Here is a 22,361-nt window from a genome sequence, read left to right as displayed (position 1 = left end):
CACCTTCCGCCGTGCTTCGAGCCGTACCGCTCGCACGGTGGCGCCCGCCTGCCTCACGGGAGTTCACCCATGTCCGTCTCCACCGCCGCCGCCCCCGCCACCCTCTGCGGCCTGCTGCCCGTTCTGGGCCGTGACGTCACCGTCCCGGTCGTGACGGGCGGCGAGGTCGCCTACGCCGCGCTGGACTACGCCGCCAGCGCCCCCGCCCTGCAGCGCGTCTGGGACGACGTCGCCGCCTACGCGCCCTACTACGGCAGCGTCCACCGCGGCGCCGGCCACCTCTCCCAGCTCTCCACCGACCTGTTCGAGAACGCCCGCCGGACGGTCGCCGGCTTCCTCGACTGCCGGGAGAGCGACCAGGTGGTCTTCACCCGGTCGACGACCGACTCGCTGAACCTCCTCGCCCGCGCGCTCCCGGCCGGCTGCGAGGTCCTCGTCTTCGAGACCGAGCACCACGCCGCGCTGCTGCCGTGGCAGGGCGCCGGGGTGACCGTCCTCGACGCGCCGCGCACCCCGCGCCAGGCCGTGGAGACCCTGGAGCGGGCCCTCGCCGACCGCGATCCGCACGGCCCGGCCCTGGTGTGCGTCACCGGCGCCTCCAACGTCACCGGGGAGCTGTGGCCGGTGCGCGAGCTGGCCGCCGCGGCCCACGCGCACGGGGCCCGGATCGTCCTGGACGCCGCCCAGCTCGCCCCGCACCACCCGGTGTCGGTCAGGGACCTGGACGTCGACTGGGTGGCGTTCTCCGGGCACAAGCTCTACGCGCCCTTCGGCTCCGGCGTGCTGGCCGGCCGAGCCGACTGGCTGACCACCGCCGAGCCGTACCTCGCGGGCGGCGGCGCCAGCCGCAGGGTCACGCGGCGCGAGGACGGGGGAGTGGACGTGGAGTGGCACGAGAGCGCCGCGCGCCACGAGGCCGGCTCCCCGAACGTCATCGGCGCCCACGCCATCGCCTCCGCCTGCAGGGCCCTCACCGACACCGGCTGGGACGCCCTCGTGGCCCGCGAGCAGCATCTGATCGCCCGGCTCCGGGCGGGTCTCGCCGAGGTGCCGCAGGTCAGGGTGCTCTCCCTCTTCGGTGACGACGCGCCGCGGGTCGGCGTGCTCTCCTTCGTCGTCGACGGCTGGAACGGCTCCCACTTCGCCGCCGCGCTCTCCGCCGAGTACGGCATCGGCGTCCGCGACGGCCTGTTCTGCGCCCACCCGCTGGTCCGCGTCCTGCTGGGCGGCGACCCGCGGACCGAGGGGGGGTGCGGGGCGCCCGAGGCCGCGCCCGGCGAGAGGTCCCTGAACGCCGTCCGGGTCAGCTTCGGGGCGGGCACCCCCGACGAGCACGTCGAGCGCTTCGTCGACGCGGTGCGGGAACTGGTCCGCGACGGCGCGCGGTGGCGCTACCGCACCGAGGACGGACGCTGCGTGCCGGTCCGCGAGCAGGCCTGAGCCGGGCGCGGACCGCCGGGCCGACAGACCCGGCGGGCGGCGTTCACGTGTCGAGACCGATCGCGAACGCCGCCTCCAGGTCGTGCTGGGAGTAGGTGCGGAACGCGACGTGCGTGTCGGTGCCCTCCACGCCGGGGATCTTGCTGATCCGCCCCGGGATGACGTCGGCCAGGTCCTCGTGCTCCCGCACCCGCACCATGGCGATCAGGTCGTAGGTGCCGGTGACGGAGAAGACCTCGCTCACCGAATCCAGCGAAGCGATCTGCTCCGCGATCTCGGGGATCCGGTCCACGCTGGTCTTGATCAGGACGATCGCGGTGATCACGGCTGGGTCTCTCCCTCGGGTGCCGGGGCCGGTGCGGACTTCACTCTAGTAGTCCGCCCGTAGCGCGCCCACGTGTAGCCGAAGCCCAGGCCGAAGCCGATCAGGTGGGCGAGGTAGGCGACCCCGGGGCCCTGGCCGGCGCGGCCCGCCGCGAGCCACTGCAGGGCCGCCCAGAAGGGCAGCACGACCCAGGCCGGGAAGCGCAGCGGGAGGAAGAACAGGAAGGGGAGGAGACTGGTCACACGGGCACGTGGGAACAGGTACAGGAACGCTCCGAGGACCGCCGAGATCGCCCCCGAGGCGCCCACCAGCGACTGCCCGGAGGTGGCGTTGGCGGCCGCGTAGCCCAGCAGGGCCAGGTATCCGCAGCCGACGTAGAAGAGGGTGAACTCCACCCGGCCCATCCGTTCCTCGGTCATCAGCCCGAAGACGAACAGGAAGAGCATGTTGCCGAGCAGGTGCACCCAGCTGCCGTGCACGAACAGGGCCGTGGCCGGGGTCAGGGCCGCCCGGACCGACGGGGCGAACAGCTCGGCCGGGACCACGCCCCAGTGGTGGAAGTACGCCCGCTGTGCCGTGAACAGCGCCCCGCCCGAGCCGTACGCCGGGGTGAGACCGGAGGCCGGGCCGAGCACGAAGATCAGGGCGCACAGGACGAGGAGGACGTACGTCATCGGCGCGGACACGCCCCGGACCGCCCGGAACGCCCCGCGGGCCGCCGTGCCCCAGGTGCGGATCATGACTACAGAGCATGACGGAACGGGACGCGGGCCGACGACCGCCTCGCCGCCGTGGGCGGACGGACGGGCGGCGAGCGACCCGCAGGCCGTAGGGTTACGAGCCACACGCGTCGGGGAGCGGCGCGGACGACCCGAGAAGGAAGCGAACAGTCACGATGACGGTTCCCCTGCCGACCGCCACGACACGATGGCGCTGCACCCTCTGCGGCAACCTCACCCGCTTCGACGTGACCCGTTCGTCGAAGGTCGTCGAGTACGTTCACCTCGACCTCGCGGGCGAGCCGACGGTCGAGGAGCGCGAGGTGGTCAGTGAGACCATCGAATCGGTCCGCTGCCGTTGGTGCAACGCGGTGGACCAGGTGGAACTCGTGGACAGGCCGGGCGCCGGCTCCTGAGCGGAGCGGGCCCCGTGAGGGTATTGGGGTGTGACGGATGGTGGAGACCACAGGCGGGGGGCCGGGCGACGGCACCGCTGAGGTGCTTGACCGTCCGCTGCCCGACGGCGTGCGCCGGCGGGTCGTGCAGATCGTCTCGGACGGCTTCGGCCTGCTGACCGTGACGGAACTGCCCGCCCAGTTGCGGCAGTACGCCCGGTTCGCCCCCAATCGCCGGACCAAGTTCGCCGGCAACGCGATGGCGGCGGCCCTGGAGACCGACACCCTGTTCCGGCAGCGGATCGGGGAGAAGTTCAGAGAGGCCCAGCCGGAACTCTCCGGCGCCCTCGAATCCGGCTCGCCGCCCCCGGCCGCGGACCCGCTCGATGTGGCGGCCGCGGCCTACGTGCTGCGGCCCGCGGGCTGGGTGAAGCTGGTCACCGCGGCCGGCGAGGAGGCGCAGCGCGCCGACGCGGAGCGGGCCGACGAGGAGAGCCGGGCCGAACTGGAGCGGCTGCGCGCGGAGCTGGAGCAGGCCCGGGAGCAGACCCGCGCCGAGACCGAACGGCTGCGTGCCGAGGCGGAGTCGGCGAAGCGGGAGACGGAGTCGCTGCACCGCAAGCTGCGTGCCGCGCTCAGCGACGTCAAGCGCGGCGAGGCCGCGCTGCGCAAGGTCCGGGGCGAGGTCGAGGCCGCGCGTGCCGAGGGGCAGGCGCAGCTCTCGGCCGCCGAGAGCGAGTCCCGGCGGCTCAAGGCGCGTCTGGGCGAGGCCGAGGCGGCGCTGGAGGCCACCCGGCGGGCGGTCCGTGAGGGCCGCAGTGTGGAGGACATGCGGGTGCGGCTGCTGCTGGACACCATGCTGGACGCCGCCCAGGGGCTCCGGCGCGAACTCGCCCTGCCGCCCGTCTCCGTGCGCCCCGCCGAGACCGTGGACGCGGTCGAACCGGGACGGATGACCCCGAAGGACATCGCGGCCCGGGCGCTGTCGGAGAACGACCCGGCGATCCTCGACCAGCTTCTGGCGCTGCCGCAGGCGCACCTGGTGGTCGACGGCTACAACGTCACGAAGACCGGCTATCCCCAGATGCCGCTGGAGAAGCAGCGGCTGCGCCTGCTGGGGCAGCTCTCCGCGCTCGCCGCGCAGACCGGCGCCGAGGTGACCTGTGTGTTCGACGGCGCCGAACTGGCCGCGCCGGTGCTGCTCGCGCCGCCGCGCGGGGTGCGGGTGCTGTTCTCCAAGCCGGGCGTCACCGCGGACGAGCTGATCCGCCAGCTCGTGCGCGCCGAGCCCCCGGGCCGCCCGGTCATCGTCGCCTCGACCGACCGGGAGGTGGCCGACGGGGTCGCGCGCGCCGGCGCCCGTCCCGTCGCCTCTGCGGTACTTCTGAAGCGACTGTCCTGAAGGTGCAACGCAGGCACGCATTGCCCGAATTGGCCGCATCGTCACGCAACGTAGTGTCAATCCATTATCACCGCACGTGAGTTGCGGGCAAAGAATGCGTTGCGTCACCGGCTTTTTTGCCGCGGGGATTTGAACTGATCACAACCGGGTCACTAGGGTCTGGGCTCGAACCTCCGAACGGGTGATCACTCACAAGAAGGAGATCGTCCCTCGTGGCGTCCCACCGTCGACCCAAGCAGCCCAGCCGCACGCGTGTCACCGTGCTGACCACCGCGGCGGCCGCCGCCGTCGCGCTGAGCGCCAACGCCGCCAACGCCGCTCCGAGCGAGAAGCTGGGCAAGGACGAGGTCAAGGCGAAGGTCGACAAGCTCTACGAGGAGGCGGAGCAGGCCACCGAGAAGTACAACGGGGCCAAGGAGAAGCAGCAGAAGCTGCAGAAGGAAATCTCCACGATCCAGGACAATGTGGCCCGCGGGCAGCAGGATCTCAACAAGCTGCGCGACGGCCTGGGCTCGCTGGCCACCGCGCAGTACCGCTCCGGCGGCATCGATCCCTCGGTCCAGCTCTTCCTGTCCGCCGACCCGGACGACTACCTCGACAGGGCCTCCACGCTCGACCAGTTGAGCGGCCAGCAGGTCGAGGCGCTGAAGAAGATCCAGGACAAACAGCGCGAACTCGCCCAGGAGCGGGCCGAGGCCACCGAGAAGCTCAAGGACCTGGCCTCCACCCGTACCGAGCTGGGCAACAAGAAGAAGGAAGTCCAGGGCAAGCTCGCCGAGGCGCAGAAGCTGCTCAACACCCTGACGGCCAAGGAGAAGGCGGCCCTCGCCGCCGAGCAGCAGCGGGCCAACCGCTCCTCCAGCGACCGGGTGGACCTCGGCAACGACTCCTCCGCCTCCGGCCGGGCCTCCGCGGCCTTCTCCGCCGCGCAGAGCAAGATCGGCAGCCCCTACGTCTACGGCGCCACCGGTCCCTCCTCCTTCGACTGCTCGGGTCTGACCTCCTGGGCCTACGCCCAGGCCGGTGTCTCCATACCCCGCACCTCCGAGGCCCAGGCGAACTACGGCGCCCACCTGTCGCAGAGCCAGCTCCAGGTCGGCGACCTGGTGTTCTTCTACGGCGACCTGCACCACGTCGGGCTCTACGCCGGCAACGGCCAGGTGCTGCACGCCCCGCACACCGGCGCCGTCGTCCGCTACGAGGCGATCGGCAACATGCCGTTCCAGTTCGGCGTCCGCGTCTGACCCTCTCCGACGCCGGTTCCCGGGCGCCCGAACGGGCGAATCCCGCGTACCGCCAATGACTTCCCGCCCCGCCCTGACCTGCGTCAGTGGCGGGGCGCGGTGGTTGTGGAGCCTTCGAGGGTCTTTGGCCGGCGTCCTTCGGCACGGTTACTGTCTGCCGCGTTTCCCGGCGCGAGGGTCTCCCCGTCCCCCGCGCCGGGGAACCGTTCCTGTCCGCCAGCAGAAGGACTGCCGTGGGTTCCCATCGCCGTCTCGCACCGTCCGGGTTCGACCGCGGCGCCTCAGCCGCCCTGTGCACGCTGTCGGCGGCGGCCGCCGCCCTGACGGCCGTACCGGCCGACGCGGCACCGCACCGCGACACCCGGGCCGAGGTGGACCGCCTCTACGAGGAGGCCGAGCGGGCCACCCAGGCCTACGACAGGGCCGACGAGCGGGCCGACGCGCTGCGCCGCCAGGTACGGGACGCACAGGAGCACATCGCGCGCCGCGCGCAGCGCGTCAACACCATGCGGGAGCGGCTGGGTTCGCTGGCCGGCGCCCAGTACCGCTCCGGCGGCCTCGACCCGGCCGTCGCCCTGCTGCTGTCCGACGACCCCGGCGACTACCTCGCCAAGGCCGCCACCCTCGACCGCATCGGCGTCCAGCAGGAAGGCCGGCTCCGGGAGTTGCGCGGGGAGCTGCGGCAGCTCGCCCAGGAGCGGTCCCGAGCTGCCGGGAAGCTCGCCGAGCTGGAGCGCAGCCGCAAGGCCGTCGACACCCACAAGCGGATCGTGCAGCGCAAGCTGGCCCGGGCCCGTCACCTGCTCAACTCCCTGCCCGCCGACGAACGCGCCGCCTACGACCGCGCCTCCCGCGCCGGTCTGCCCGGACCGGCCGGCGACGTCGCCCCCGGCGCCCGCGCCGCGGCCGCCGTCGCCGCCGCACGGTCCGCCCTCGGCCGCCCCTACGTCTGGGGTGCCAGCGGACCGTCGGGCTTCGACTGCTCGGGGCTGATGCAGTGGTCGTACGCCCAGGCCGGCGTCCACCTGCCGCGCACCTCCCAGGACCAGCGGCACGCCGGCCGGCAGGTCCCGCTGTCCCAGGCGCGCCCCGGCGACCTGGTCGTCTACCGCGCCGACGCCAGCCACGTGGGGATGTACGTCGGCGCCGGCCGGGTGATCCACGCGCCCCACCCGGGCGCGCCGGTGCGCTACGACCCGGTCGGGATGATGCCGATCTCCTCCGTCACCCGTCCCTGAACCCCGGCCACGCGCCGTACGATCGGCGGGTGACTGTTCGTGGACGGGCGCGGCGCACCTGGCGGGCCGCCGCGGCGGGGCTCTGCCTGCTGCTCCTGCCGCCCCTGGCCGGCTGCGCCGGGCGGACCGCCGCCGATCCGGTCACCGCCGAGGTGCAGCGGGTCCTCGACCGGCGGTCGACGGCCCTGCTCGGCCACGACGAGACGGCCTTCGGCGCGACCGGTACCCGCACCTCCTACGTCCGGCTGCGCGCCCTGCCCCTGACCTCCTGGGCGTACCGGGTGACGGCCCTGCGCCGCGGCGGCTCCGGCGCCACCGCCGACGCCGAGCTGCGCTACCGGGTCGCCGGCTACGACAGGGCCCCGGTCAACGTCCGCCGCACCCTCACCCTGCGTCGCACCGGCGGCGGCCGGTGGTACGTCACCGGGGACCGGCCCGCCGGGAAGTCCGGACAGCAACTGTGGGACCAGGGCCCGGTCACCGCCGTCCGGGGCGCGCACAGCCTGGTCCTCGGGACCGGCCAGGGCGCCGCCGAACTGCGCCGGTACGCCCGGCTCGCCGACCGCGCCGTACCGGCCGTCTCCGCGGCGTGGGGGACGGCCTGGACCCGGCGGCTCGTCGTCCTCGTCCCCCGGAACCTCACGGGCATGGCCGCGCTGCTCGGCTCGTCCGCCTCCGGGTACCGGGGCATCGCCGCGGTCACCACCGGCGAGGCCGGGAGCCCGGGGCGCACGCCGGCGGACCGGGTGGTGGTCAACCCGGAGGCGTACGCGGTGCTGGGCGAGACCGGCAAACAGGTGGTGCTCACCCACGAGACCACCCATGTGGCCACCCGGGCGCACACCACCACCGCCACCCCGCTCTGGCTGTCCGAGGGCTACGCCGACTGGATCGGCTACCTCGGCACCGGCCGCACACCGACCGAGGCCGCACCCGAACTGAGCCGCGCGGTCCGGGACGGCGAGGTGCCGACGGCGCTGCCCGCCGACGGCGACTTCGCCTTCAGCGGCGACCCCGACCGCCTCGCACAGGCCTACGAGGGCGGCTGGCTGGCCTGCCGGATGATCGCCGCCCACTGGGACGAGAGCCGCCTCGGCGCCTTCTACCGCGCCGTGGGCGCCCACCACAAGCGTGCCGGTGCCCTCGAAGAGGCCCTGCGCGGGACGCTCGGCACCACCCCCGAGGCGTTCACCGCCCAGTGGCGGGACTACGTGCGCGATCAGCTCGGCTGAGTGTCCGAGCACCCGATCGCGTCCCGGGGCCACGGACGTCGCCGCATCGGCCCTCCGGCCGCGTCAGGGGGATGCCGACGCCCGCTCGGTCCGGGGTGTGCGAGGCGGGGGCGCGGTGCTCGGTGGGACGGTCGTGCGCCACAGGGCGCGGGCCGCGATGAGGGCCGCCGCCACGAGGAGGGCGTTGCGCAGGAGGAGCAGGGCGACGCCGTAGGTGTCGCTCACGATGACGTGCACGAAGCCGACGGGGAACTCCAGCAGCGTGACGAAGGCCGCCGCCACCACCAGGACGGCGGGCCCGCCCGTCCGGCTCCCCCGGAAGCAGCCGCCGACGGCGGCCAGCCCGATCAGCCACACCAGGTACTGCGGGCTGATCACCCGGCTGGTCACGGTGAAGAGCAGCACCGCGGTGAACGCCGCGTCCGCGAGCGTGTGCGGCTCGAACCGGGTCGCCCGCAGCCGCCACAGCAGCAGCCAGCAGAAGGCGCCGGCGCTGAGCGCCACGGCGACCTTGCCGACCACCCCGACGTACGGGCCGAGGAACTCCGCCGAGCCGTAGTTCAGCACCACCTCGCCCGGCCAGCCGAACCGCCGGGCCAGGTGCAGGACCAGGCCGCCCAGCGACTCCACCTCGGTACCCCGGTCCCGCTGGAAGGCCAGGAAGGCGAAGGCGCCCGGCATGGTGACCGCGAACAGCGCGGCGATCCCGCCCGCGGTCACCGCCGCCGAGAGCCACGCCCGCAGCCGGGTGGCGCCCACCAGGAGCAGGGCGGGCCACACCTTCAGCAGCGCCCCGAAAGCCGCCAGCGCGCCCATCGCCCGGGGATGCCGGGTGCCCGCGAGCAGGGCCGCCACCGCCACCGCGGTCACCATCAGGTCGTACCGGGCGTACGCCGTCGGGCCGAGCAGCGGCAGGCCCGCCACCCAGATCCACGCGCCGCGCGACGAGCGCTCCGGCCGCCGGCCCGCGTACGCCAGCAGACCGAACACGACCAGGTCGGCGAGGCAGCTCAGGACGAAGAAGGCCGGTGCGTAGCCGAGGAACGGCAACAGGGCGGGGGAGAGGACCGCCAGCGCGGCCGCGGGCGGGTACTGCCAGGTCACGTCGTGCAGCGGGAACGTGCCCTGGCGCAGTACCTCGGACCAGCTCCGGTAGATCACCGACACATCGGTGGTGACGTCCGCGCCGGGGAGGGACACCACCCGGAAGACCAGGAGCAGCAGCGCCAGCCGGGTCGCGCACCAGGTCCACGGCAGCGCCGCCGGCCACCCGTTCGTCCTGTCCACCCGCGCTCCCGTCCGTCCGCCGTTCATGGCCAGGTAACCATGATGGCCCGGGCCGCCGCAGGCGCGCGGTAGGGTCGGCGGCGATGCACAGGACCCTCATCGTGACCAACGACTTCCCGCCCCGGCCGGGCGGCATCCAGGCCTTCCTGCACAACATGGCCCTCCGGCTGGACCCCGAGCGGCTCGTCGTCCTCGCCTCCACCTGGAAGCACGGCCGGGAGGGCGCCCTGGCCACGGCGGCCTTCGACGACGAACAGCCCTTCACCGTCGTACGCGAACGAACGACCATGCTGCTGCCGACGCCCGCGGCGACCCGGCGGGCGGCCGGGCTGCTCCGGGAGCACGGCTGCACCTCGGTGTGGTTCGGGGCGGCGGCACCGCTCGGTCTGATGGCGCCCGCCCTGCGCCGGGCGGGTGCCGAGCGGCTGGTGGCGACCACCCACGGGCACGAGGCCGGCTGGGCCCAGCTCCCCGCCGCCCGGCGACTGCTGCGCCGCATCGGTGACTCCACGGACACCCTCACCTACCTCGGCGAGTACACCCGCTCCCGGATCGCCACGGCCCTCACCGAGGCCGCGGCCGGGCGCATGACACAGCTTCCGCCCGGGGTCGACGAGAAGACCTTCCACCCGGACTCGGGCGGCGACGAGGTACGGGCGCGGCTCGGGCTCAGCGAGCGGCCGGTGGTGGTGTGCGTCTCCCGGCTGGTGCCCCGCAAGGGCCAGGACACCCTCATCCGCGCCATGCCCTGGATCCTGGCCGCCGAGCCGGACGCCGTGCTGCTCATCGTCGGGGGCGGGCCCTACGAGCGGGATCTGCGCCGGCTGGCCCGGGACGCCGGTGTCGAGGCCTCCGTCCGCTTCACCGGCGCCGTCCCCTGGTCCGAGCTGCCCGCGCACTACGGTGCCGGCGACGTCTTCGCCATGCCGTGCCGCACCCGGCGGGGCGGCCTGGATGTGGAGGGCCTCGGCATCGTCTACCTGGAGGCCTCCGCCACCGGGCTGCCGGTCGTCGCCGGCGACTCGGGCGGCGCGCCGGACGCGGTGCTGGACGGCGAGACCGGCTGGGTCGTCCGCGGCGGTGAGCCGGCGGAGGTCGCCGAGCGGATCACCGCCCTGCTCGGCGACGCGGCGCTGCGCCGCCGGATGGGTGAGCGCGGTCGCCGGTGGGTCGAGGAGAAGTGGCGCTGGGACCTGCTCGCGGAGAAGCTCAAGGCCCTGCTCTAGCGCCGCGTCGGCCGGGGTTCGCCCCGTCGCGGTGCCCGGCCGGAGCTCCCGCCGCACCGGCCGAAGGCCCGAGTACGGCACCGGCACCGTGAGGGGTTCACCGGCTCGCGACGCCCGGCACGGCACCTCGCCGCGTTGTCGCGACACCCGAGTACGTCAGTACGCCGAGTGCGTCCAGTACGCGGGTGAAGCTCCGCCTCGCGACGCACCGCATCCGGCGCCGTGCGCTGGTCCACCGGGGACCACGGGACAGCCCTCGGGCGGAACCGCGACGAGGTACGACGGACCGGCGGCGACGCGTGACACGAACGGCGACGCACGACGGCGCGGGCCCCCACCGGGGACCCGCGCCGTGAAGCGCCTTCGGCGGGCCGCCTACTTCGCGTAGATCGCCTCGATCTCCTCCGCGTAGTCCTTCGCCACCACGTTCCGCTTGAGCTTCAGCGACGGGGTGAGATGGCCCGACTCCTCCGTGAACTGGGCGGGCAGGATGCGGAACTTGCGCACGGACTCGGCCTTCGACACCGCGGCGTTGCCGTCGTCGATCGCCGCCTGGACCGCCGCCCGCAGATCCGGGTCCTCGCGCAGCGAGGCCGCGGTGCAGCCCGCCGGCTTGCCGTGCTCCTGGGCCCAGCGGCCCAGGAACTCCTCGTCGATGGTGATCAGGGCGCCGACGAAGGGCCGCCCGTCGCCCACCACCATGCACTCGGCGACCAGCGCGTGCGCCCGGATCCGGTCCTCGATCACGGCCGGGGCCACGTTCTTGCCGCCCGCCGTGACGATGATCTCCTTCTTGCGGCCGGTGATCCGGAGGTAGCCGTCCTCGTCGAGGGTGCCTATGTCACCGGTGTGGAACCAGCCGTCCGCCAGCGCCTCGGCGGTCGCGCCCGGGTTGTTCCAGTACTCCTTGAACAGGTGCTCGCCGTGCAGCAGCACCTCGCCGTCGTCCGCTATCCGCACCACCGAGCCGGGCAGCGGCTGGCCGACCGTGCCGATCTTCTGCCGGTCCCACGGGTTGAACGCGGTGGCCGCGCAGGACTCCGTCAGGCCGTAGCCCTCCAGCACCGTGAACCCGATGCCCCGGAAGAAGTGGCCGAGCCGCTCGCCCAGCGGGGCACCGCCGGAGATCGCGTACTCGCCCCGGCCGCCGAGGACCGCGCGCAGCTTGCTGTAGACCAGCCGGTCGAAGACCTTGTACTTGATCTTCAGGCCGAGGGACGGGCCAGACGGGGCGTCCAGCGCCTTGCTGTAGGCGATCGCGGTGTCCGCCGCCTTGTCGAAGATCGCGCCCTTGCCGTCGGCCTGCGCCTTGGCGCGGGCCGTGTTGTAGACCTTCTCGAAGACGCGCGGCACGCCGAGGACGAGGGTCGGCCGGAACGCGGCCAGTTCGTCGGTGAGGTTCTTGATGTCCGGGACGCAGCCCAGCTTGATCGGCGCCATCATCGGGGCGATCTGCACCAGGCGGCCGAAGACGTGCGCGAGCGGCAGGAAGAGCAGCACCGAGCACTCGCCGGTGCGGAACAGCGGACGCAGCCGCTCGACGATGTTGCCGCACTCGGCGAAGAAGGCGCGGTGGGTGAGCACACAGCCCTTGGGCCGGCCCGTCGTGCCGGAGGTGTAGACGATCGTCGCCGGATCGTCGGCCCGGGCGAGCGAGCCGCGCTCCTCCACGGTCGCGTCCGCGACCCCCTGGCCGAGCCGGGCCAGTTCCTCCAGGCCGCCGGCCTCGATCTGCCAGACGTGTTTCAGCGCGGGCAGCGAGGCCCGCACCGCCTCCACGGCCTCCGCGTGGCCGTCCAGCTCCACGACACAGGCGGTCGCGCCCGAGTCGGACAGGATCCACTGCACCTGCTCCGGCGAGCTGGTCTCGTACACCGGCACGGTCACCGCGCCCGCGCTCCAGATCGCGAAGTCCATCAGCGTCCACTCGTACCGGGTGCGGGACATCAGCCCCACCCGGTCGCCCGGCTGCACACCGGCGGCGATCAGCCCCTTGGCGGCGGTGTGCACCTCGGCGAGGAACCGCGTCGCCGTCACGTCCTGCCAGGCACCGTCCACCTTGCGGGCGATGACGGCGACGTCGGGATGCTGCGCGGCGTTTCTGCGGACGATGTCGGTCAGGTTGCCGTCGGCAGGGACCTCGTACAAAGCCGGAAGGCTGAACTCGCGCAAGACTGCTGCTCCTCATAGGGCGCCGGCGCCACGACTCTGTGTGATGCGACGGTCGGTCCAAGGCTCGGGAGTGCTCCGGAGATCACATGCCGATTCACATGTTGAAATCCAGAGTACGACTGGACGGCCCGGACGTTACCCGCCGGTATGGCGTCTACGACAGGGGGGTCCGGCGAGATGTTCCCTGCGTCACACAGGTTGGCGTTCCTTCGCGCACAGTAGTCCACGGCACAACCGACCGGCGAGTAACCGCAGGCCGGACCGCCACTGTTCACAGGGGTCGCGCGCCACCTACGCTTGATCGCCATGGCACCCACACCGACCGGCAGCCGAAGGACACGTGTCCACGTGGTCAGCGACGTGCACGGCAACGCCCGTGACCTCGCCCGTGCCGGCGAGGGTGCGGACGCCCTGATCTGCCTCGGCGACCTCGTCCTCTTCCTCGACTACGCCGACCACTCGCGCGGGATCTTCCCCGACCTGTTCGGCGAGGAGAACGCGGACCGGATCGTCGAGCTGCGCACCGCCCGCCGGTACGAGGAGGCGCGCGCCTTCGGGGCCCGGCTGTGGGCCGGGATCGGCGCCGACCGGGCCGCCGCGATCGAGCGGGCGGTGCGCAAGCAGTACGCCGAGCTGTTCGCCGCGTTCCCGACGCCGACCTACGCCACCTACGGCAATGTCGACATGCCGCCCCTGTGGCGGGAGTACGCCCGGCCCGGCACCACGGTGCTGGACGGTGAGCGGGTGGAGATCGGCGGCCGGACCTTCGGCTTCGTCGGCGGCGGACTGCGCACGCCGATGCGCACGCCGTACGAGATCGACGACGAGGAGTACGCGGCCAAGATCGAGGCGGTCGGCGAGGTGGACGTGCTGTGCACCCATATCCCGCCGGAGGTGCCGGAGCTGGTCTACGACACGGTCGCGCGCCGATTCGAGCGGGGGAGCGGGGCGCTGCTGGACGCCATCCGCCGCACCCGGCCGCGCTTCGCCCTGTTCGGGCACGTCCACCAGCCGCTGGTGCGCCGGATGCGGATCGGCGCGACCGAGTGCGTGAACGTGGGGCACTTCGCGGGCACGGGCCGGCCGTGGGCGCTGGAATGGTGATCGCAACGCCTGGTGCCGTGACCGGAGGGGTTCACCGGCCGGCCTCCCCGGCCGCGGCACCGGACGGACGGGGTGAAGGCGGCGGGTCGGGGGCGCGGTAGCCTTCACGCTGCACACACGTGCGCGGTCCGCGCACGGCAAGAGTCTCTTCGGTCCGTATCTGGAGGAGCCACGGCGATGGCGGAACACACCAGTTCGAGCATCACGATCGAGGCGGTTCCGGCCGACGTCATGGCGGTGATCGCCGACTTCGCCCGCTATCCGGACTGGACCGGCGAGGTCAAGGAGGCCGAGGTGCTGGCGACCGACGAGCGGGGCCGCGCCGAGCAGGTCCGCCTCGTCATGGACGCCGGAGCCATCAAGGACGACCAGACGCTGGCGTACACCTGGTCCGGGGAGCACGAGGTCTCCTGGACGCTGGTGAAGTCCCAGATGCTGCGGTCCCTGGACGGCTCCTACCTCCTGAAGCCGGCCGGGCAGGGCACCACCGAGGTGACCTACCTGCTCACCGTCGACGTCAAGATCCCCATGCTCGGCATGATCAAGCGCAAGGCCGAGAAGGTCATCATCGACCGCGCCCTGGCAGGCCTGAAGAAGCGGGTGGAGTCGGACCACTGAGGACCGCGTCCGGCGGCCGCGGCCCGCGGCCGCCGGTGTCCCGGGGCCACCGCCCGACGACCGCCCGGGACCGGGCGGGAGCACGGGGCGCCCGCCCACTCCGTTACCGTTCACCCTCATGCGCACCCTCCTGATCACGGGCCCGGGCGGCAGCGGCCGTACCACCATCGCCGCGGCCACCGCACGGCGGGCCGCGGCCGCCGGCACCCGCACCCTCCTGCTCGGCGCCGATCACACCGACACCCTCGGCGCGGCGCTGGGCACCGGAACAGGAGCGGCCCCCACCGAGGCCGCCGGGAACCTCACCGTCTGGCGCCCCGACCCGGCAGAACGCTTCCGGCAGGACCTCACCGCCTTCCAGTCCCGCGCCGCGAACGTCCTCGACCTCCTCGGCGCCGCCCGGCTGGACGCCGAGGAGGTCACCCCGCTGCCCGGCGCACAGGAACTCTCCTTCCTGCGGGCCCTGAGGGACGCCGCCCTCTGCGAGCGCTACGACCTCCTCGTCGTCGACCTCCCGCCGCTCCCGCAGGCCCTCGCGCTGCTCGCCCTCCCCGAGGAACTGCGCCGCTACCTGCGCCGGCTGCTCCCGCCCGAGCGGCAGGCGGCCCGCGCCCTGCGCCCGGTCCTCGGCCGGCTGGCCGGGGTCCCCATGCCCGCCGAGTGGCTGTACGAGACGGCGGCCCGCTGGGACATGGAACTGGCCGCCGTGGAGGCGGTGCTCACCGACCGGAGGACCTCCGTGCGCCTGGTCGCCGAACCCGGCCCGGCCGGCGCCGACGCCGTACGCACCGCCGGCCTCGGCCTCGCCCTGCGCGGGCTGCGCACCGAGTCCCTGGTCGCCAACCGGGTACTGCCCGACACCGTGCCCGACACCTGGACGGCCGGACTCCTCGCCCAGCAGCGCAAGACGCTCGCCGAATGGCAGACGGAGCACGAGGTCCACCGCGTCCCGCACCTCGGCCGCGATCCCCAGGGCGCCGACGACCTGGACGCCCTCGCGGTGCCCGGCGTCAACCCGGCGCCCACCCCGGTCGAGTGGCCGGTCACCGACGCCCTGGCCGACGACGGGGTGCTGGTCTGGCACATCCCGCTGCCCGGCGCCGCACGGGACGACCTCGACCTGATCCGGCGCGGCGACGAACTGGTGGTGACCGCGGGCCCCTACCGGCGGATCGTTCCGCTGCCCTCGGCCCTGCGCCGCTGCACCGTCGCCGGCGCCGGGCTGCGCGAGAGCGAGCTGCGCGTCCGGTTCGCCCCCGATCCCGCGCTGTGGCCCGCGTCGGGCCGGTGAACCGGGTAGGCCGTTCGGGTAACGTCGTAGGGGCGAACCGTAGTCAGGAGTCCGCCATGAGCGAAGAGCGCCCCGCACCCGAGCCCGCCGCGGAGGTCCACGAGGAGGGGGCGACCGACGCCGACGCCTGGTCCACGGCCTGCGCCGAGGACCTCGCCGCCGAGAAGGCCCGCCGCCGCTCCGAGCAGGGCCCGCCCCCGGGCTCCGCCGCCGAGGAACTGCGCAGACTCGTGGACACCGTGGCCGACAAGCTGTCCGGCCTGCAGTCCCCGCTCCTCGGGGGGGTCGCCGGACCCGCCGCCCAGCAGGCGGTGCGCCAGGTCGTCCAGCAGGCGAAGGCCGCGGTGGAGCCCGTCCTCGAGCGCAACCCGGACGTGCTCGACCACCTCGCCGCGGCCGGCAACGAACTGCTGGCCGCCTACCGGTCGGCCGTCCAGAACCAGGAACGCCGCTGGACCACCGGATCGGCCGGCTCCGGGGACGAGTGGCCCGACACCCCCGGCCGGGGTGAGGACGGCGGTCCGGGGGAGCGCATCGACCTGGACTGAAGCCCTTCCGCGGCAGGGCCTCGGGTACGGTTGGCCGTAGCGGGGCTCGACCGAACTGAGGGATTCATGGGACTCACCATCGGCGTCGACATCGGCGGCACCAAGATCGCGGCCGGCGTGGTCGACGAGGACGGCAACATCCTCTCGACCTTCAAGGTGCCGACCCCCACCACGCCCGAGGCCATCGTGGACGCCATCGCCTCGGCCGTGGAGGGTGCGCGCGCCGGGCACGAGATCGTCGGCGTGGGCATCGGTGCTGCCGGTTACGTGAACCGGCAGCGCTCGACGGTCTACTTCGCGCCCAACATCGACTGGCGCAACGAGCCGCTCAAGGAGAAGGTCGAGGCCCGCGTGGGCCTCCCCGTCGTGGTCGAGAACGACGCCAACGCCGCGGCCTGGGGCGAGTACAGGTTCGGCGCCGGCAAGGGCCACCGCAACGTCATCTGCATCACCCTCGGCACCGGCCTCGGCGGCGGCATCATCATCGGCAACAAGCTGCGCCGCGGCCACTTCGGCGTGGCCGCCGAGTTCGGCCACATCCGGATGGTGCCGGACGGCCTGCTGTGCGGCTGCGGCTCGCAGGGCTGCTGGGAGCAGTACGCCTCCGGCCGCGCCCTGGTGCGCTACGCCACGCAGCGCGCCAACGCCACCCCCGAGCGCGCCGAGGTGCTGCTCTCCCTGGGCGACGGCACGCCCGACGGCATCGAGGGCAAGCACATCTCCATGGCCGCCCGACAGGGCGATCCGGTCGCCGTCGACTCCTACCGCGAGCTGGCCCGCTGGGCCGGCGCCGGCCTCGCCGACCTCGCCTCCCTCTTCGACCCCTCCGCGTTCATCGTCGGTGGCGGCCTCTCGGACGAGGGCGACCTGGTGCTGGACCCGATCCGCAAGTCCTACAAGCGCTGGCTCGTCGGTGGCAACTGGCGTCCGGTCGCCGACGTGATCGCCGCCCAGCTCGGCAACAAGGCGGGCCTGGTGGGCGCGGCCGACCTGGCCCGCGAGCCCGACCCGATCATGTGACGAGCCCGTACGGCAGTGCCCGCCGCGTCCGGTCCCGGGACGGCGGGCATCGTCGTATGTTGATCGTCATGGCAACCCCGACGCTTCCCAACTCCCGTACCGAACCGGACGGTTCCGCCGTCATCCGGGTCCTCGCCTACAACGTGCGCTCCCTGCGCGACGACACCTCCGCGCTCGCCCGGGTGATCACCGCCTGCGCCCCCGACCTGGTCCTCGTCCAGGAGGCGCCGCGGTTCTTCCGCTGGCGCAAGAAGCTGGCCCGGCTCGCCGCGGCATCCGGGCAGACCGTCCTCACCGGGGGCGCGACGGCGGCGGGCCCCGCGGTCCTGTGCTCGCTGCGGGCCACGGTCGAGCGCACGGAGGACGTGCTGCTGCCACTCACCCCGGGACTGCACCGGCGCGGGTTCGCCACGGCCGTCGTACGGTTCGGCGGAGCCCGTCTGGGCGTCCTGAGCTGTCATCTGAGCCTGCGGCAGGACGAGCGGCACGAGCAGGGCGGGATGCTCCTGGACCGCCTCGGCGCGCTGGGTGCGGAGCACGCCGTGGCCGGCGGTGACCTCAACGAGCGCCCCGGCGGACGTACCTTCCGCCGCCTCGCCGGCGCCCTGCAGGACTGCCGGGCCGTCAGCCCCTGGGGCGGCGAGTTCACCTCCACCGCCACCGATCCCCACCAGCGCATCGACGCCGTCTTCGCCACCGAGGGCGTCGAGGTCCTCGGCTGCGGGGTGCCGCTGGGCCTGCCGGGCGTGGACGAGGACGACCTGAGGAGGGCCACGGACCACCTCCCGGTCCTGGCCGCCCTCAGGATCCCGGCGTCGTAGCGCGGGCCGGCGGGACGGGCCGGCGGATCAGACCACGGCCCCGCGCCCCGGGTCGTCCCCGTCCTCGTCCGTCCGCATCCGCGTCACCAGCGTCACGAAGCCGCCGAGGAACCCGCCGATGCCGAGGGTCGCCAGATACCAGGTCATCTCCCAGCCGAGCAGCACGGCCAGCAGGAGCAGGACCGGGCCGCCCACCACCCCCAGCCAGGCGAACCTCGCGGTCGTGTCGGCGGTCGGCAGCGGCGGCGGCTCCGGTGGCACGAAGTGGCCCTCGTCGTCCTCGCCCAGGTCGTCCTCCGAGGGCTCGGCCAGGCGGTAGTCGCGCGGCCCCACCCCGGGCGCGAACGAGACCGAGCTGCCCAGCGGCCGGTCGGACCCCGGCTCACCGGGTCCTTCGGCGTCCTCGCCGGGGGGCTCCTTCTCGAGCAGCGCGAGATCCTCGACCGGCTTGTAGGGCCGGGCGCCCGGCGGGTCCGGCGGTTCGGCGCCGTAGCCCGCGACGATCGCCTGCCAGGCGGCCTCCTCGTCGAAGGGGACCCCCTTCTCGTCCGGCTCGCGATCCCCGCGGTCGGAGTCGTGCTCAGCCAACTGCGGCCGTCCCTTCCTTGCCGGTCATGGGTGCGAGCCGGCCGATGAAGGCGAGGCTCTCCTCGAAGACCCGGTCCGCGTCGTAGTCCAACGTCGCCACATGGCGGCTCTGTTCCAGCACGGTCTGCGTGACGTCCCTGGAGGACACCCGGCTCAGCACACGCGCCGAGTCGGCCGCCGGGACCACATGGTCGTGGGCGCTGCGCAGCAGCAGCAACGGCTGGGTCACCTGGGGCAGCTCGCCGTCCAGCCGGCGCAGGAACCCCCGCAGGGAGTGCGCCGCCCGCAGCGGCACCCGGTCGTAACCCAGCTCCGCGGCGCCCTGCTTGGCGATGTCACCGGTGACACCCCTCGTCGTGCGCACCAGGTGGCGGGCCACCGGGAGGGCGTACGCCGACACGCCGCGCACCCGGTTCACCGGATTGACGACCACCACGCCCGCGACGCCGTCACCGTGCCTCGCGGCGAGCCGCAGCGCCAGCGCCCCGCCCATCGAGAGGCCGCCGACGAACACCCGGGAGCAGCGGCCGGCCAGCAGCCGCAGCTCGCGGTCCACCTCCGCGTACCAGTCCTGCCAGCCCGTGACCTGCAGGTCCTCCCAGCGGGTGCCGTGCCCGGGCAGCAGCGGCAGCGACACGGTCAGACCGTGGGCCGCGTGGTGCTCCGCCCAGGGGCGCAGCGACTGGGGCGAGCCGGTGAAGCCGTGACAGAGGAGGACACCCACCTCCCCGCCCTCGTGGCGGTACGGCTCGGCTCCGGGAAGAACCGGCACCTTTCGGGCTCCTGTTCCTGAGAAAGGCATGAAGAACTGGCGGATGTGGTTCACCGTACGCGACCGCACCGACACCGACCAGGGCCGTCGGGCCCATTGGCGGCACTCCGGGTTATGGTCTGACCGACGGAAACAGGAGGCACGCGGGTGTTGTACGGCACGATGAAGGTCGCCATCGGAGGGCCACTGAAGGTCGCCTTCAGACCCTGGGTGGAGGGCCTGGAGAACATTCCGCCCGAGGGGGCCGCCATCCTGGCGAGCAATCACCTCTCGTTCTCGGACTCGTTCTTCCTGCCCGCGGTCCTCGACCGCAAGGTCACCTTCATCGCGAAGGCCGAGTACTTCACCACCCCCGGTGTCAAGGGCCGCCTCACCGCGGCCTTCTTCAAGGGCGTCGGACAGCTCCCGGTGGACCGCTCCGGGGCGCGCGGCGCCGGCGAGGCGGCGATCAAGAGCGGCATAGAGGTGCTGGAACGCGGCGAGCTGTTCGGCATCTACCCCGAGGGCACCCGCTCGCCCGACGGCCGGCTGTACCGGGGCAAGCCCGGCGGCCTCGCGCGCGTGGCGCTCGCCACCGGCGCGCCGGTCATCCCGGTCGCGATGATCGACACCGAGAAGATCCAGCCGCCCGGCCAGGTGATGCCCAAGCTCATGCGCCCGGGCATCCGCATCGGCAAGCCGCTGGACTTCAGCCGCTACCACGGCATGGAGCACGACCGGTTCGTGCTGCGCGCGGTGACCGACGAGGTCATGTACGAGATCATGAAGCTCTCCGGCCAGGAGTACGTCGACATGTACGCGACCGCCGCCAAGCGGCAGATCGCGGACGCGGCGAAGGCCGCCAAGGAGGCGGAGAAGGCCGAGAAGGCGGAGAAGAAGCAGGCCGGGAGCTAGCGGGGGACCGGGGGATCGGGGGCGGGGCCATGCCCAGGCGCGAGCGGGTCATGAGGATGTCGGTCGAACTGCCGCTGTGGCGTGCGCTCGCCGGCTACCGGGTGCTGACGATGCTGTACGCCATCGGCCTGTGCGCCACGGCGTACGACCACTTCGTGCGTCCCTGGGTCGCCGTCGGCTACTACGCCGTGCTGGTCGTGTGGACCCTCGCCACCCTGCCCAGGGTGGCCGGCGCGGCGCACTGCACCCGGGGTTTCCTGGCCGCCGACCTGACCGTCGCGCTCAGCGGCATCCTGCTCACCCCGCTCGCCGACAACCACGAGCGGATCGCGGGCGGCGGCCCGACCCTGCCGTCGATATGGACCGCCGGCGCGGTGCTGGCCTTCGCCATCAAGGGCGGCTGGCGCTGGGCCGCCGTGGCCTCCACGGCCGTCGCCGCCGTCAACCTGGTGGAGCGCGGCGGCCCGGCCCGGGACACCGTGCACAACGTGATCCTGGTCTGGGTGGCCTCCATCGCCATCGGCTACGTCGTGGAGGTCGCCCGCGCCTCCGAACGCACCCTCGCCCGCGCCCTGGAGATCGAGGCGGCGACGCGCGAGCGCGAGCGGCTGGCCCGGGACATCCACGACGGTGTGCTCCAGGTGCTGGCGATGGTGCAGCGGCGCGGTGCGGTCATCGGCGGCGAGGCCGCGGAACTGGGGCGGCTGGCCGGCGAGCAGGAGGTGGCGCTGCGCACGCTGGTCTCCGGCGGACTCCTGCCGGTGTCCCGGGTCTGCGAGGACCCGGCCGCCGGAGCCGTCGTACGCGCCGTCGAGGAGGCGCACGACGACGAGCCGGCCGGCCCGGTCGACCTGCGCTCGCTGCTCGCCCGCCACGCGGACGCCCGCACCGGCCTCGCCGAGCCCGGCGCCCCGGTCGAACTGCCCCGGCCGGCCGCGCGGGAGCTGGCGGCGGCGGTCGGGGCGGCCCTGGACAACGTGCGCGAGCACGCCGGAGCCGGGGCACGCGCCTGGATCCTGGTCGAGGACGAGCCGGACGAGGTCGTCGTGACCGTCCGGGACGACGGCCCCGGCATCCCCGAGGGCCGGCTGGCCGAGGCCGAGGGCGAGGGCCGGCTGGGCGTGGCCCAGTCGATCCGCGGCAGGCTGCGCGACCTCGGCGGCAGCGCCGAGCTGATCTCGGTGCCCGGACAGGGCACGGAAGTCGAGTTGAAGGTACCGAAGGGCGCCGCGGCGGCGCGGGGGAAGGCGGAGCGGCGATGACGCAGCAGCAGGACACGATCCGGGTCATGGTGGTCGACGACCACCCCATGTGGCGCGACGCGGTCGCCCGGGACCTCGCCGAGTCCGGCTTCGAGGTGGTCGCCACCGCCGGCGACGGCGAACAGGCGGTCCGCCGCGCCAAGGCCGTGGCCCCGGACGTTCTCGTGCTGGACCTCAACCTGCCCGCCAAGCCCGGGGTGACGGTGTGCAGGGAACTGGTGTCCCACGACCCCGCGCTGCGCGTCCTGGTGCTCTCCGCCAGTGGTGAGCACGCCGACGTGCTGGAGGCGGTGAAGTCCGGCGCGACGGGCTACCTGCTGAAGTCGGCCTCCACCGGGGAACTGCTGGACGCGGTGCGCCGTACCGCCGTCGGCGACCCGGTGTTCACCCCGGGTCTGGCCGGACTGGTCCTCGGGGAGTACCGGCGCCTGGCCGCCGAGCCCGCGCCCGCGCCGGACACCGGCTCCCCCGGGGCGCCCCGGCTGACCGAGCGGGAGACGGAGGTGCTGCGGCTGGTCGCCAAGGGCCTGAGCTACAAGCAGATCGCCGAACGCCTCGTCATCTCCCACCGCACCGTCCAGAACCACGTCCAGAACACTCTCGGCAAGCTCCAGCTCCACAACCGGGTCGAGCTGGTGCGGTACGCGATCGAGCGCGGCCTCGACGAGGAGTGAGTCCCGCCGTCCGAGCGGTCTCCCCGCAATTCACCGGAATCACCCTTCAGGCCTCTCGCCGCGTGACGCACATCACCATTACCGTGAGT

Annotated in this window: 22 protein-coding genes; 16 read left to right on the top strand and 6 right to left on the bottom strand. The window is 73.6% G+C overall.

The window, feature by feature from the left end:
* Positions 1 to 69 precede the first annotated feature (69 nt).
* Positions 70 to 1,440 carry an aminotransferase class V-fold PLP-dependent enzyme gene (locus MXD57_RS10715; protein WP_250401119.1) on the top strand — a complete coding sequence of 457 codons (1,371 nt, stop codon included), beginning with the start codon at positions 70 to 72 and terminating at the stop codon, positions 1,438 to 1,440.
* 43 nt (positions 1,441 to 1,483) lie between these two features.
* Here MXD57_RS10715 and MXD57_RS10710 read toward each other — a convergent pair whose 3' ends face one another.
* Both MXD57_RS10710 and MXD57_RS10705 read right to left on the bottom strand, forming a co-directional pair.
* Positions 1,484 to 1,765 carry an Lrp/AsnC family transcriptional regulator gene (locus MXD57_RS10710; protein WP_250401118.1) on the bottom strand — a complete coding sequence of 94 codons (282 nt, stop codon included), beginning with the start codon at positions 1,763 to 1,765 and terminating at the stop codon, positions 1,484 to 1,486.
* Positions 1,762 to 2,505, bottom strand: coding sequence for a rhomboid family intramembrane serine protease (locus MXD57_RS10705; protein ID WP_250401117.1), 744 nt, complete (start codon positions 2,503 to 2,505; stop codon positions 1,762 to 1,764). Before MXD57_RS10705 ends, MXD57_RS10710 begins: the two co-directional genes overlap by 4 nt.
* A gap of 155 nt (positions 2,506 to 2,660) precedes the next feature.
* On the opposite strand from MXD57_RS10705, the gene MXD57_RS10700 reads away from it, so the two are divergent.
* From MXD57_RS10700 to MXD57_RS10680, 5 genes are all read left to right on the top strand, one after another.
* Positions 2,661 to 2,900, top strand: a complete 240-nt coding sequence (locus MXD57_RS10700; protein WP_014672226.1) for a hypothetical protein — start codon at positions 2,661 to 2,663, stop codon at positions 2,898 to 2,900.
* A gap of 37 nt (positions 2,901 to 2,937) precedes the next feature.
* Positions 2,938 to 4,281, top strand: coding sequence for an NYN domain-containing protein (locus MXD57_RS10695; RefSeq protein WP_250401116.1), 1,344 nt, complete (start codon positions 2,938 to 2,940; stop codon positions 4,279 to 4,281).
* A gap of 212 nt (positions 4,282 to 4,493) precedes the next feature.
* The gene (locus MXD57_RS10690) at positions 4,494 to 5,525 is read left to right on the top strand and encodes a C40 family peptidase (RefSeq protein ID WP_250401115.1); all 1,032 of its coding nucleotides are present in this window, start codon (positions 4,494 to 4,496) and stop codon (positions 5,523 to 5,525) included.
* Positions 5,526 to 5,758: 233 nt separating this feature from the next.
* Positions 5,759 to 6,763, top strand: a complete 1,005-nt coding sequence (locus MXD57_RS10685) for a C40 family peptidase (protein ID WP_250401114.1) — start codon at positions 5,759 to 5,761, stop codon at positions 6,761 to 6,763.
* Positions 6,764 to 6,792: 29 nt separating this feature from the next.
* Positions 6,793 to 7,995, top strand: a complete 1,203-nt coding sequence (locus MXD57_RS10680; protein WP_250401113.1) for a hypothetical protein — start codon at positions 6,793 to 6,795, stop codon at positions 7,993 to 7,995.
* A gap of 63 nt (positions 7,996 to 8,058) precedes the next feature.
* Here the strand turns inward: MXD57_RS10680 and MXD57_RS10675 are convergent, their stop codons facing one another.
* The gene (locus MXD57_RS10675) at positions 8,059 to 9,309 is read right to left on the bottom strand and encodes a glycosyltransferase 87 family protein (RefSeq protein WP_374114678.1); all 1,251 of its coding nucleotides are present in this window, start codon (positions 9,307 to 9,309) and stop codon (positions 8,059 to 8,061) included.
* 56 nt (positions 9,310 to 9,365) lie between these two features.
* On the opposite strand from MXD57_RS10675, the gene MXD57_RS10670 reads away from it, so the two are divergent.
* Positions 9,366 to 10,508 carry a glycosyltransferase family 4 protein gene (locus MXD57_RS10670; RefSeq protein ID WP_250401111.1) on the top strand — a complete coding sequence of 381 codons (1,143 nt, stop codon included), beginning with the start codon at positions 9,366 to 9,368 and terminating at the stop codon, positions 10,506 to 10,508.
* A gap of 375 nt (positions 10,509 to 10,883) precedes the next feature.
* On the opposite strand, the gene MXD57_RS10665 is transcribed toward MXD57_RS10670, so the two are convergent.
* Positions 10,884 to 12,680, bottom strand: coding sequence for an AMP-dependent synthetase/ligase (locus MXD57_RS10665; protein WP_250401110.1), 1,797 nt, complete (start codon positions 12,678 to 12,680; stop codon positions 10,884 to 10,886).
* Positions 12,681 to 12,986: 306 nt separating this feature from the next.
* On the opposite strand from MXD57_RS10665, the gene MXD57_RS10660 reads away from it, so the two are divergent.
* From MXD57_RS10660 to MXD57_RS10635, 6 genes are all read left to right on the top strand, one after another.
* Positions 12,987 to 13,784, top strand: a complete 798-nt coding sequence (locus MXD57_RS10660) for a metallophosphoesterase family protein (RefSeq protein WP_250401109.1) — start codon at positions 12,987 to 12,989, stop codon at positions 13,782 to 13,784.
* Between the two features lie 177 nt (positions 13,785 to 13,961).
* A complete protein-coding gene (locus MXD57_RS10655) occupies positions 13,962 to 14,402 on the top strand; it encodes an SRPBCC family protein (protein WP_250401108.1) in 441 nt (146 codons plus the stop codon).
* A gap of 118 nt (positions 14,403 to 14,520) precedes the next feature.
* On the top strand, positions 14,521 to 15,693 hold the full coding sequence (locus tag MXD57_RS10650; protein WP_250401107.1) for an ArsA family ATPase: 1,173 nt from the start codon (positions 14,521 to 14,523) through the stop codon (positions 15,691 to 15,693).
* Between the two features lie 56 nt (positions 15,694 to 15,749).
* Complete coding sequence (locus MXD57_RS10645) at positions 15,750 to 16,241, top strand: DUF5304 domain-containing protein (protein WP_250401106.1); 492 nt, start codon at positions 15,750 to 15,752, stop codon at positions 16,239 to 16,241.
* Positions 16,242 to 16,307: 66 nt separating this feature from the next.
* Positions 16,308 to 17,261 (top strand): ROK family glucokinase, encoded by a 954-nt coding sequence (locus tag MXD57_RS10640; RefSeq protein ID WP_250401105.1) that lies wholly within the window; start codon positions 16,308 to 16,310, stop codon positions 17,259 to 17,261.
* Positions 17,262 to 17,329: 68 nt separating this feature from the next.
* Entirely contained in the window at positions 17,330 to 18,082 is a 753-nt protein-coding gene (locus MXD57_RS10635) for an endonuclease/exonuclease/phosphatase family protein (RefSeq protein WP_250401104.1), read from the top strand.
* 27 nt (positions 18,083 to 18,109) lie between these two features.
* On the opposite strand, the gene MXD57_RS10630 is transcribed toward MXD57_RS10635, so the two are convergent.
* Positions 18,110 to 18,670: a hypothetical protein gene (locus tag MXD57_RS10630; protein ID WP_250401103.1), complete on the bottom strand. Its 561-nt coding sequence runs from the start codon at positions 18,668 to 18,670 to the stop codon at positions 18,110 to 18,112.
* Entirely contained in the window at positions 18,663 to 19,442 is a 780-nt protein-coding gene (locus MXD57_RS10625) for an alpha/beta hydrolase (protein ID WP_250401102.1), read from the bottom strand. Before MXD57_RS10625 ends, MXD57_RS10630 begins: the two co-directional genes overlap by 8 nt.
* 150 nt (positions 19,443 to 19,592) lie before the next feature.
* Here MXD57_RS10625 and MXD57_RS10620 point away from each other — a divergent pair, with 150 nt between their 5' ends.
* From MXD57_RS10620 to MXD57_RS10610, 3 genes are read left to right on the top strand one after another with little or no spacing between them, the layout of a single operon-like run.
* Positions 19,593 to 20,336: a lysophospholipid acyltransferase family protein gene (locus MXD57_RS10620; RefSeq protein ID WP_250401201.1), complete on the top strand. Its 744-nt coding sequence runs from the start codon at positions 19,593 to 19,595 to the stop codon at positions 20,334 to 20,336.
* A gap of 29 nt (positions 20,337 to 20,365) precedes the next feature.
* Complete coding sequence (gene macS / locus MXD57_RS10615; RefSeq protein WP_250401101.1) at positions 20,366 to 21,598, top strand: MacS family sensor histidine kinase; 1,233 nt, start codon at positions 20,366 to 20,368, stop codon at positions 21,596 to 21,598.
* The gene (locus MXD57_RS10610; protein WP_250401100.1) at positions 21,595 to 22,272 is read left to right on the top strand and encodes a response regulator; all 678 of its coding nucleotides are present in this window, start codon (positions 21,595 to 21,597) and stop codon (positions 22,270 to 22,272) included. Before macS ends, MXD57_RS10610 begins: the two co-directional genes overlap by 4 nt.
* Positions 22,273 to 22,361: the final 89 nt, after the last annotated feature.

This window comes from Streptomyces cellostaticus (genome assembly GCF_023630175.1).
In the GTDB taxonomy this organism is placed as follows: Bacteria; Actinomycetota; Actinomycetes; order Streptomycetales; family Streptomycetaceae; genus Streptomyces; species Streptomyces cellostaticus_A.
Note: the sequence above shows the minus strand (reverse complement) of the source record. Positions and strands in the feature narration are given on the sequence as shown.

Coding starts and splice junctions, on each gene's coding strand:
- MXD57_RS10715 (WP_250401119.1), top strand. CDS start 70: ATGTCCGTCTCCACCGCCGCCGCCCCCGCCACCCTCTGCGGCCTGCTG.
- MXD57_RS10705 (WP_250401117.1), bottom strand. CDS start 2,505: ATGATCCGCACCTGGGGCACGGCGGCCCGCGGGGCGTTCCGGGCGGTC.
- MXD57_RS10700 (WP_014672226.1), top strand. CDS start 2,661: ATGACGGTTCCCCTGCCGACCGCCACGACACGATGGCGCTGCACCCTC.
- MXD57_RS10695 (WP_250401116.1), top strand. CDS start 2,938: ATGGTGGAGACCACAGGCGGGGGGCCGGGCGACGGCACCGCTGAGGTG.
- MXD57_RS10675 (WP_374114678.1), bottom strand. CDS start 9,309: ATGAACGGCGGACGGACGGGAGCGCGGGTGGACAGGACGAACGGGTGG.
- MXD57_RS10670 (WP_250401111.1), top strand. CDS start 9,366: ATGCACAGGACCCTCATCGTGACCAACGACTTCCCGCCCCGGCCGGGC.
- MXD57_RS10660 (WP_250401109.1), top strand. CDS start 12,987: ATGGCACCCACACCGACCGGCAGCCGAAGGACACGTGTCCACGTGGTC.
- MXD57_RS10655 (WP_250401108.1), top strand. CDS start 13,962: ATGGCGGAACACACCAGTTCGAGCATCACGATCGAGGCGGTTCCGGCC.
- MXD57_RS10650 (WP_250401107.1), top strand. CDS start 14,521: ATGCGCACCCTCCTGATCACGGGCCCGGGCGGCAGCGGCCGTACCACC.
- MXD57_RS10645 (WP_250401106.1), top strand. CDS start 15,750: ATGAGCGAAGAGCGCCCCGCACCCGAGCCCGCCGCGGAGGTCCACGAG.
- MXD57_RS10640 (WP_250401105.1), top strand. CDS start 16,308: ATGGGACTCACCATCGGCGTCGACATCGGCGGCACCAAGATCGCGGCC.
- MXD57_RS10635 (WP_250401104.1), top strand. CDS start 17,330: ATGGCAACCCCGACGCTTCCCAACTCCCGTACCGAACCGGACGGTTCC.
- macS (WP_250401101.1), top strand. CDS start 20,366: ATGCCCAGGCGCGAGCGGGTCATGAGGATGTCGGTCGAACTGCCGCTG.
- MXD57_RS10610 (WP_250401100.1), top strand. CDS start 21,595: ATGACGCAGCAGCAGGACACGATCCGGGTCATGGTGGTCGACGACCAC.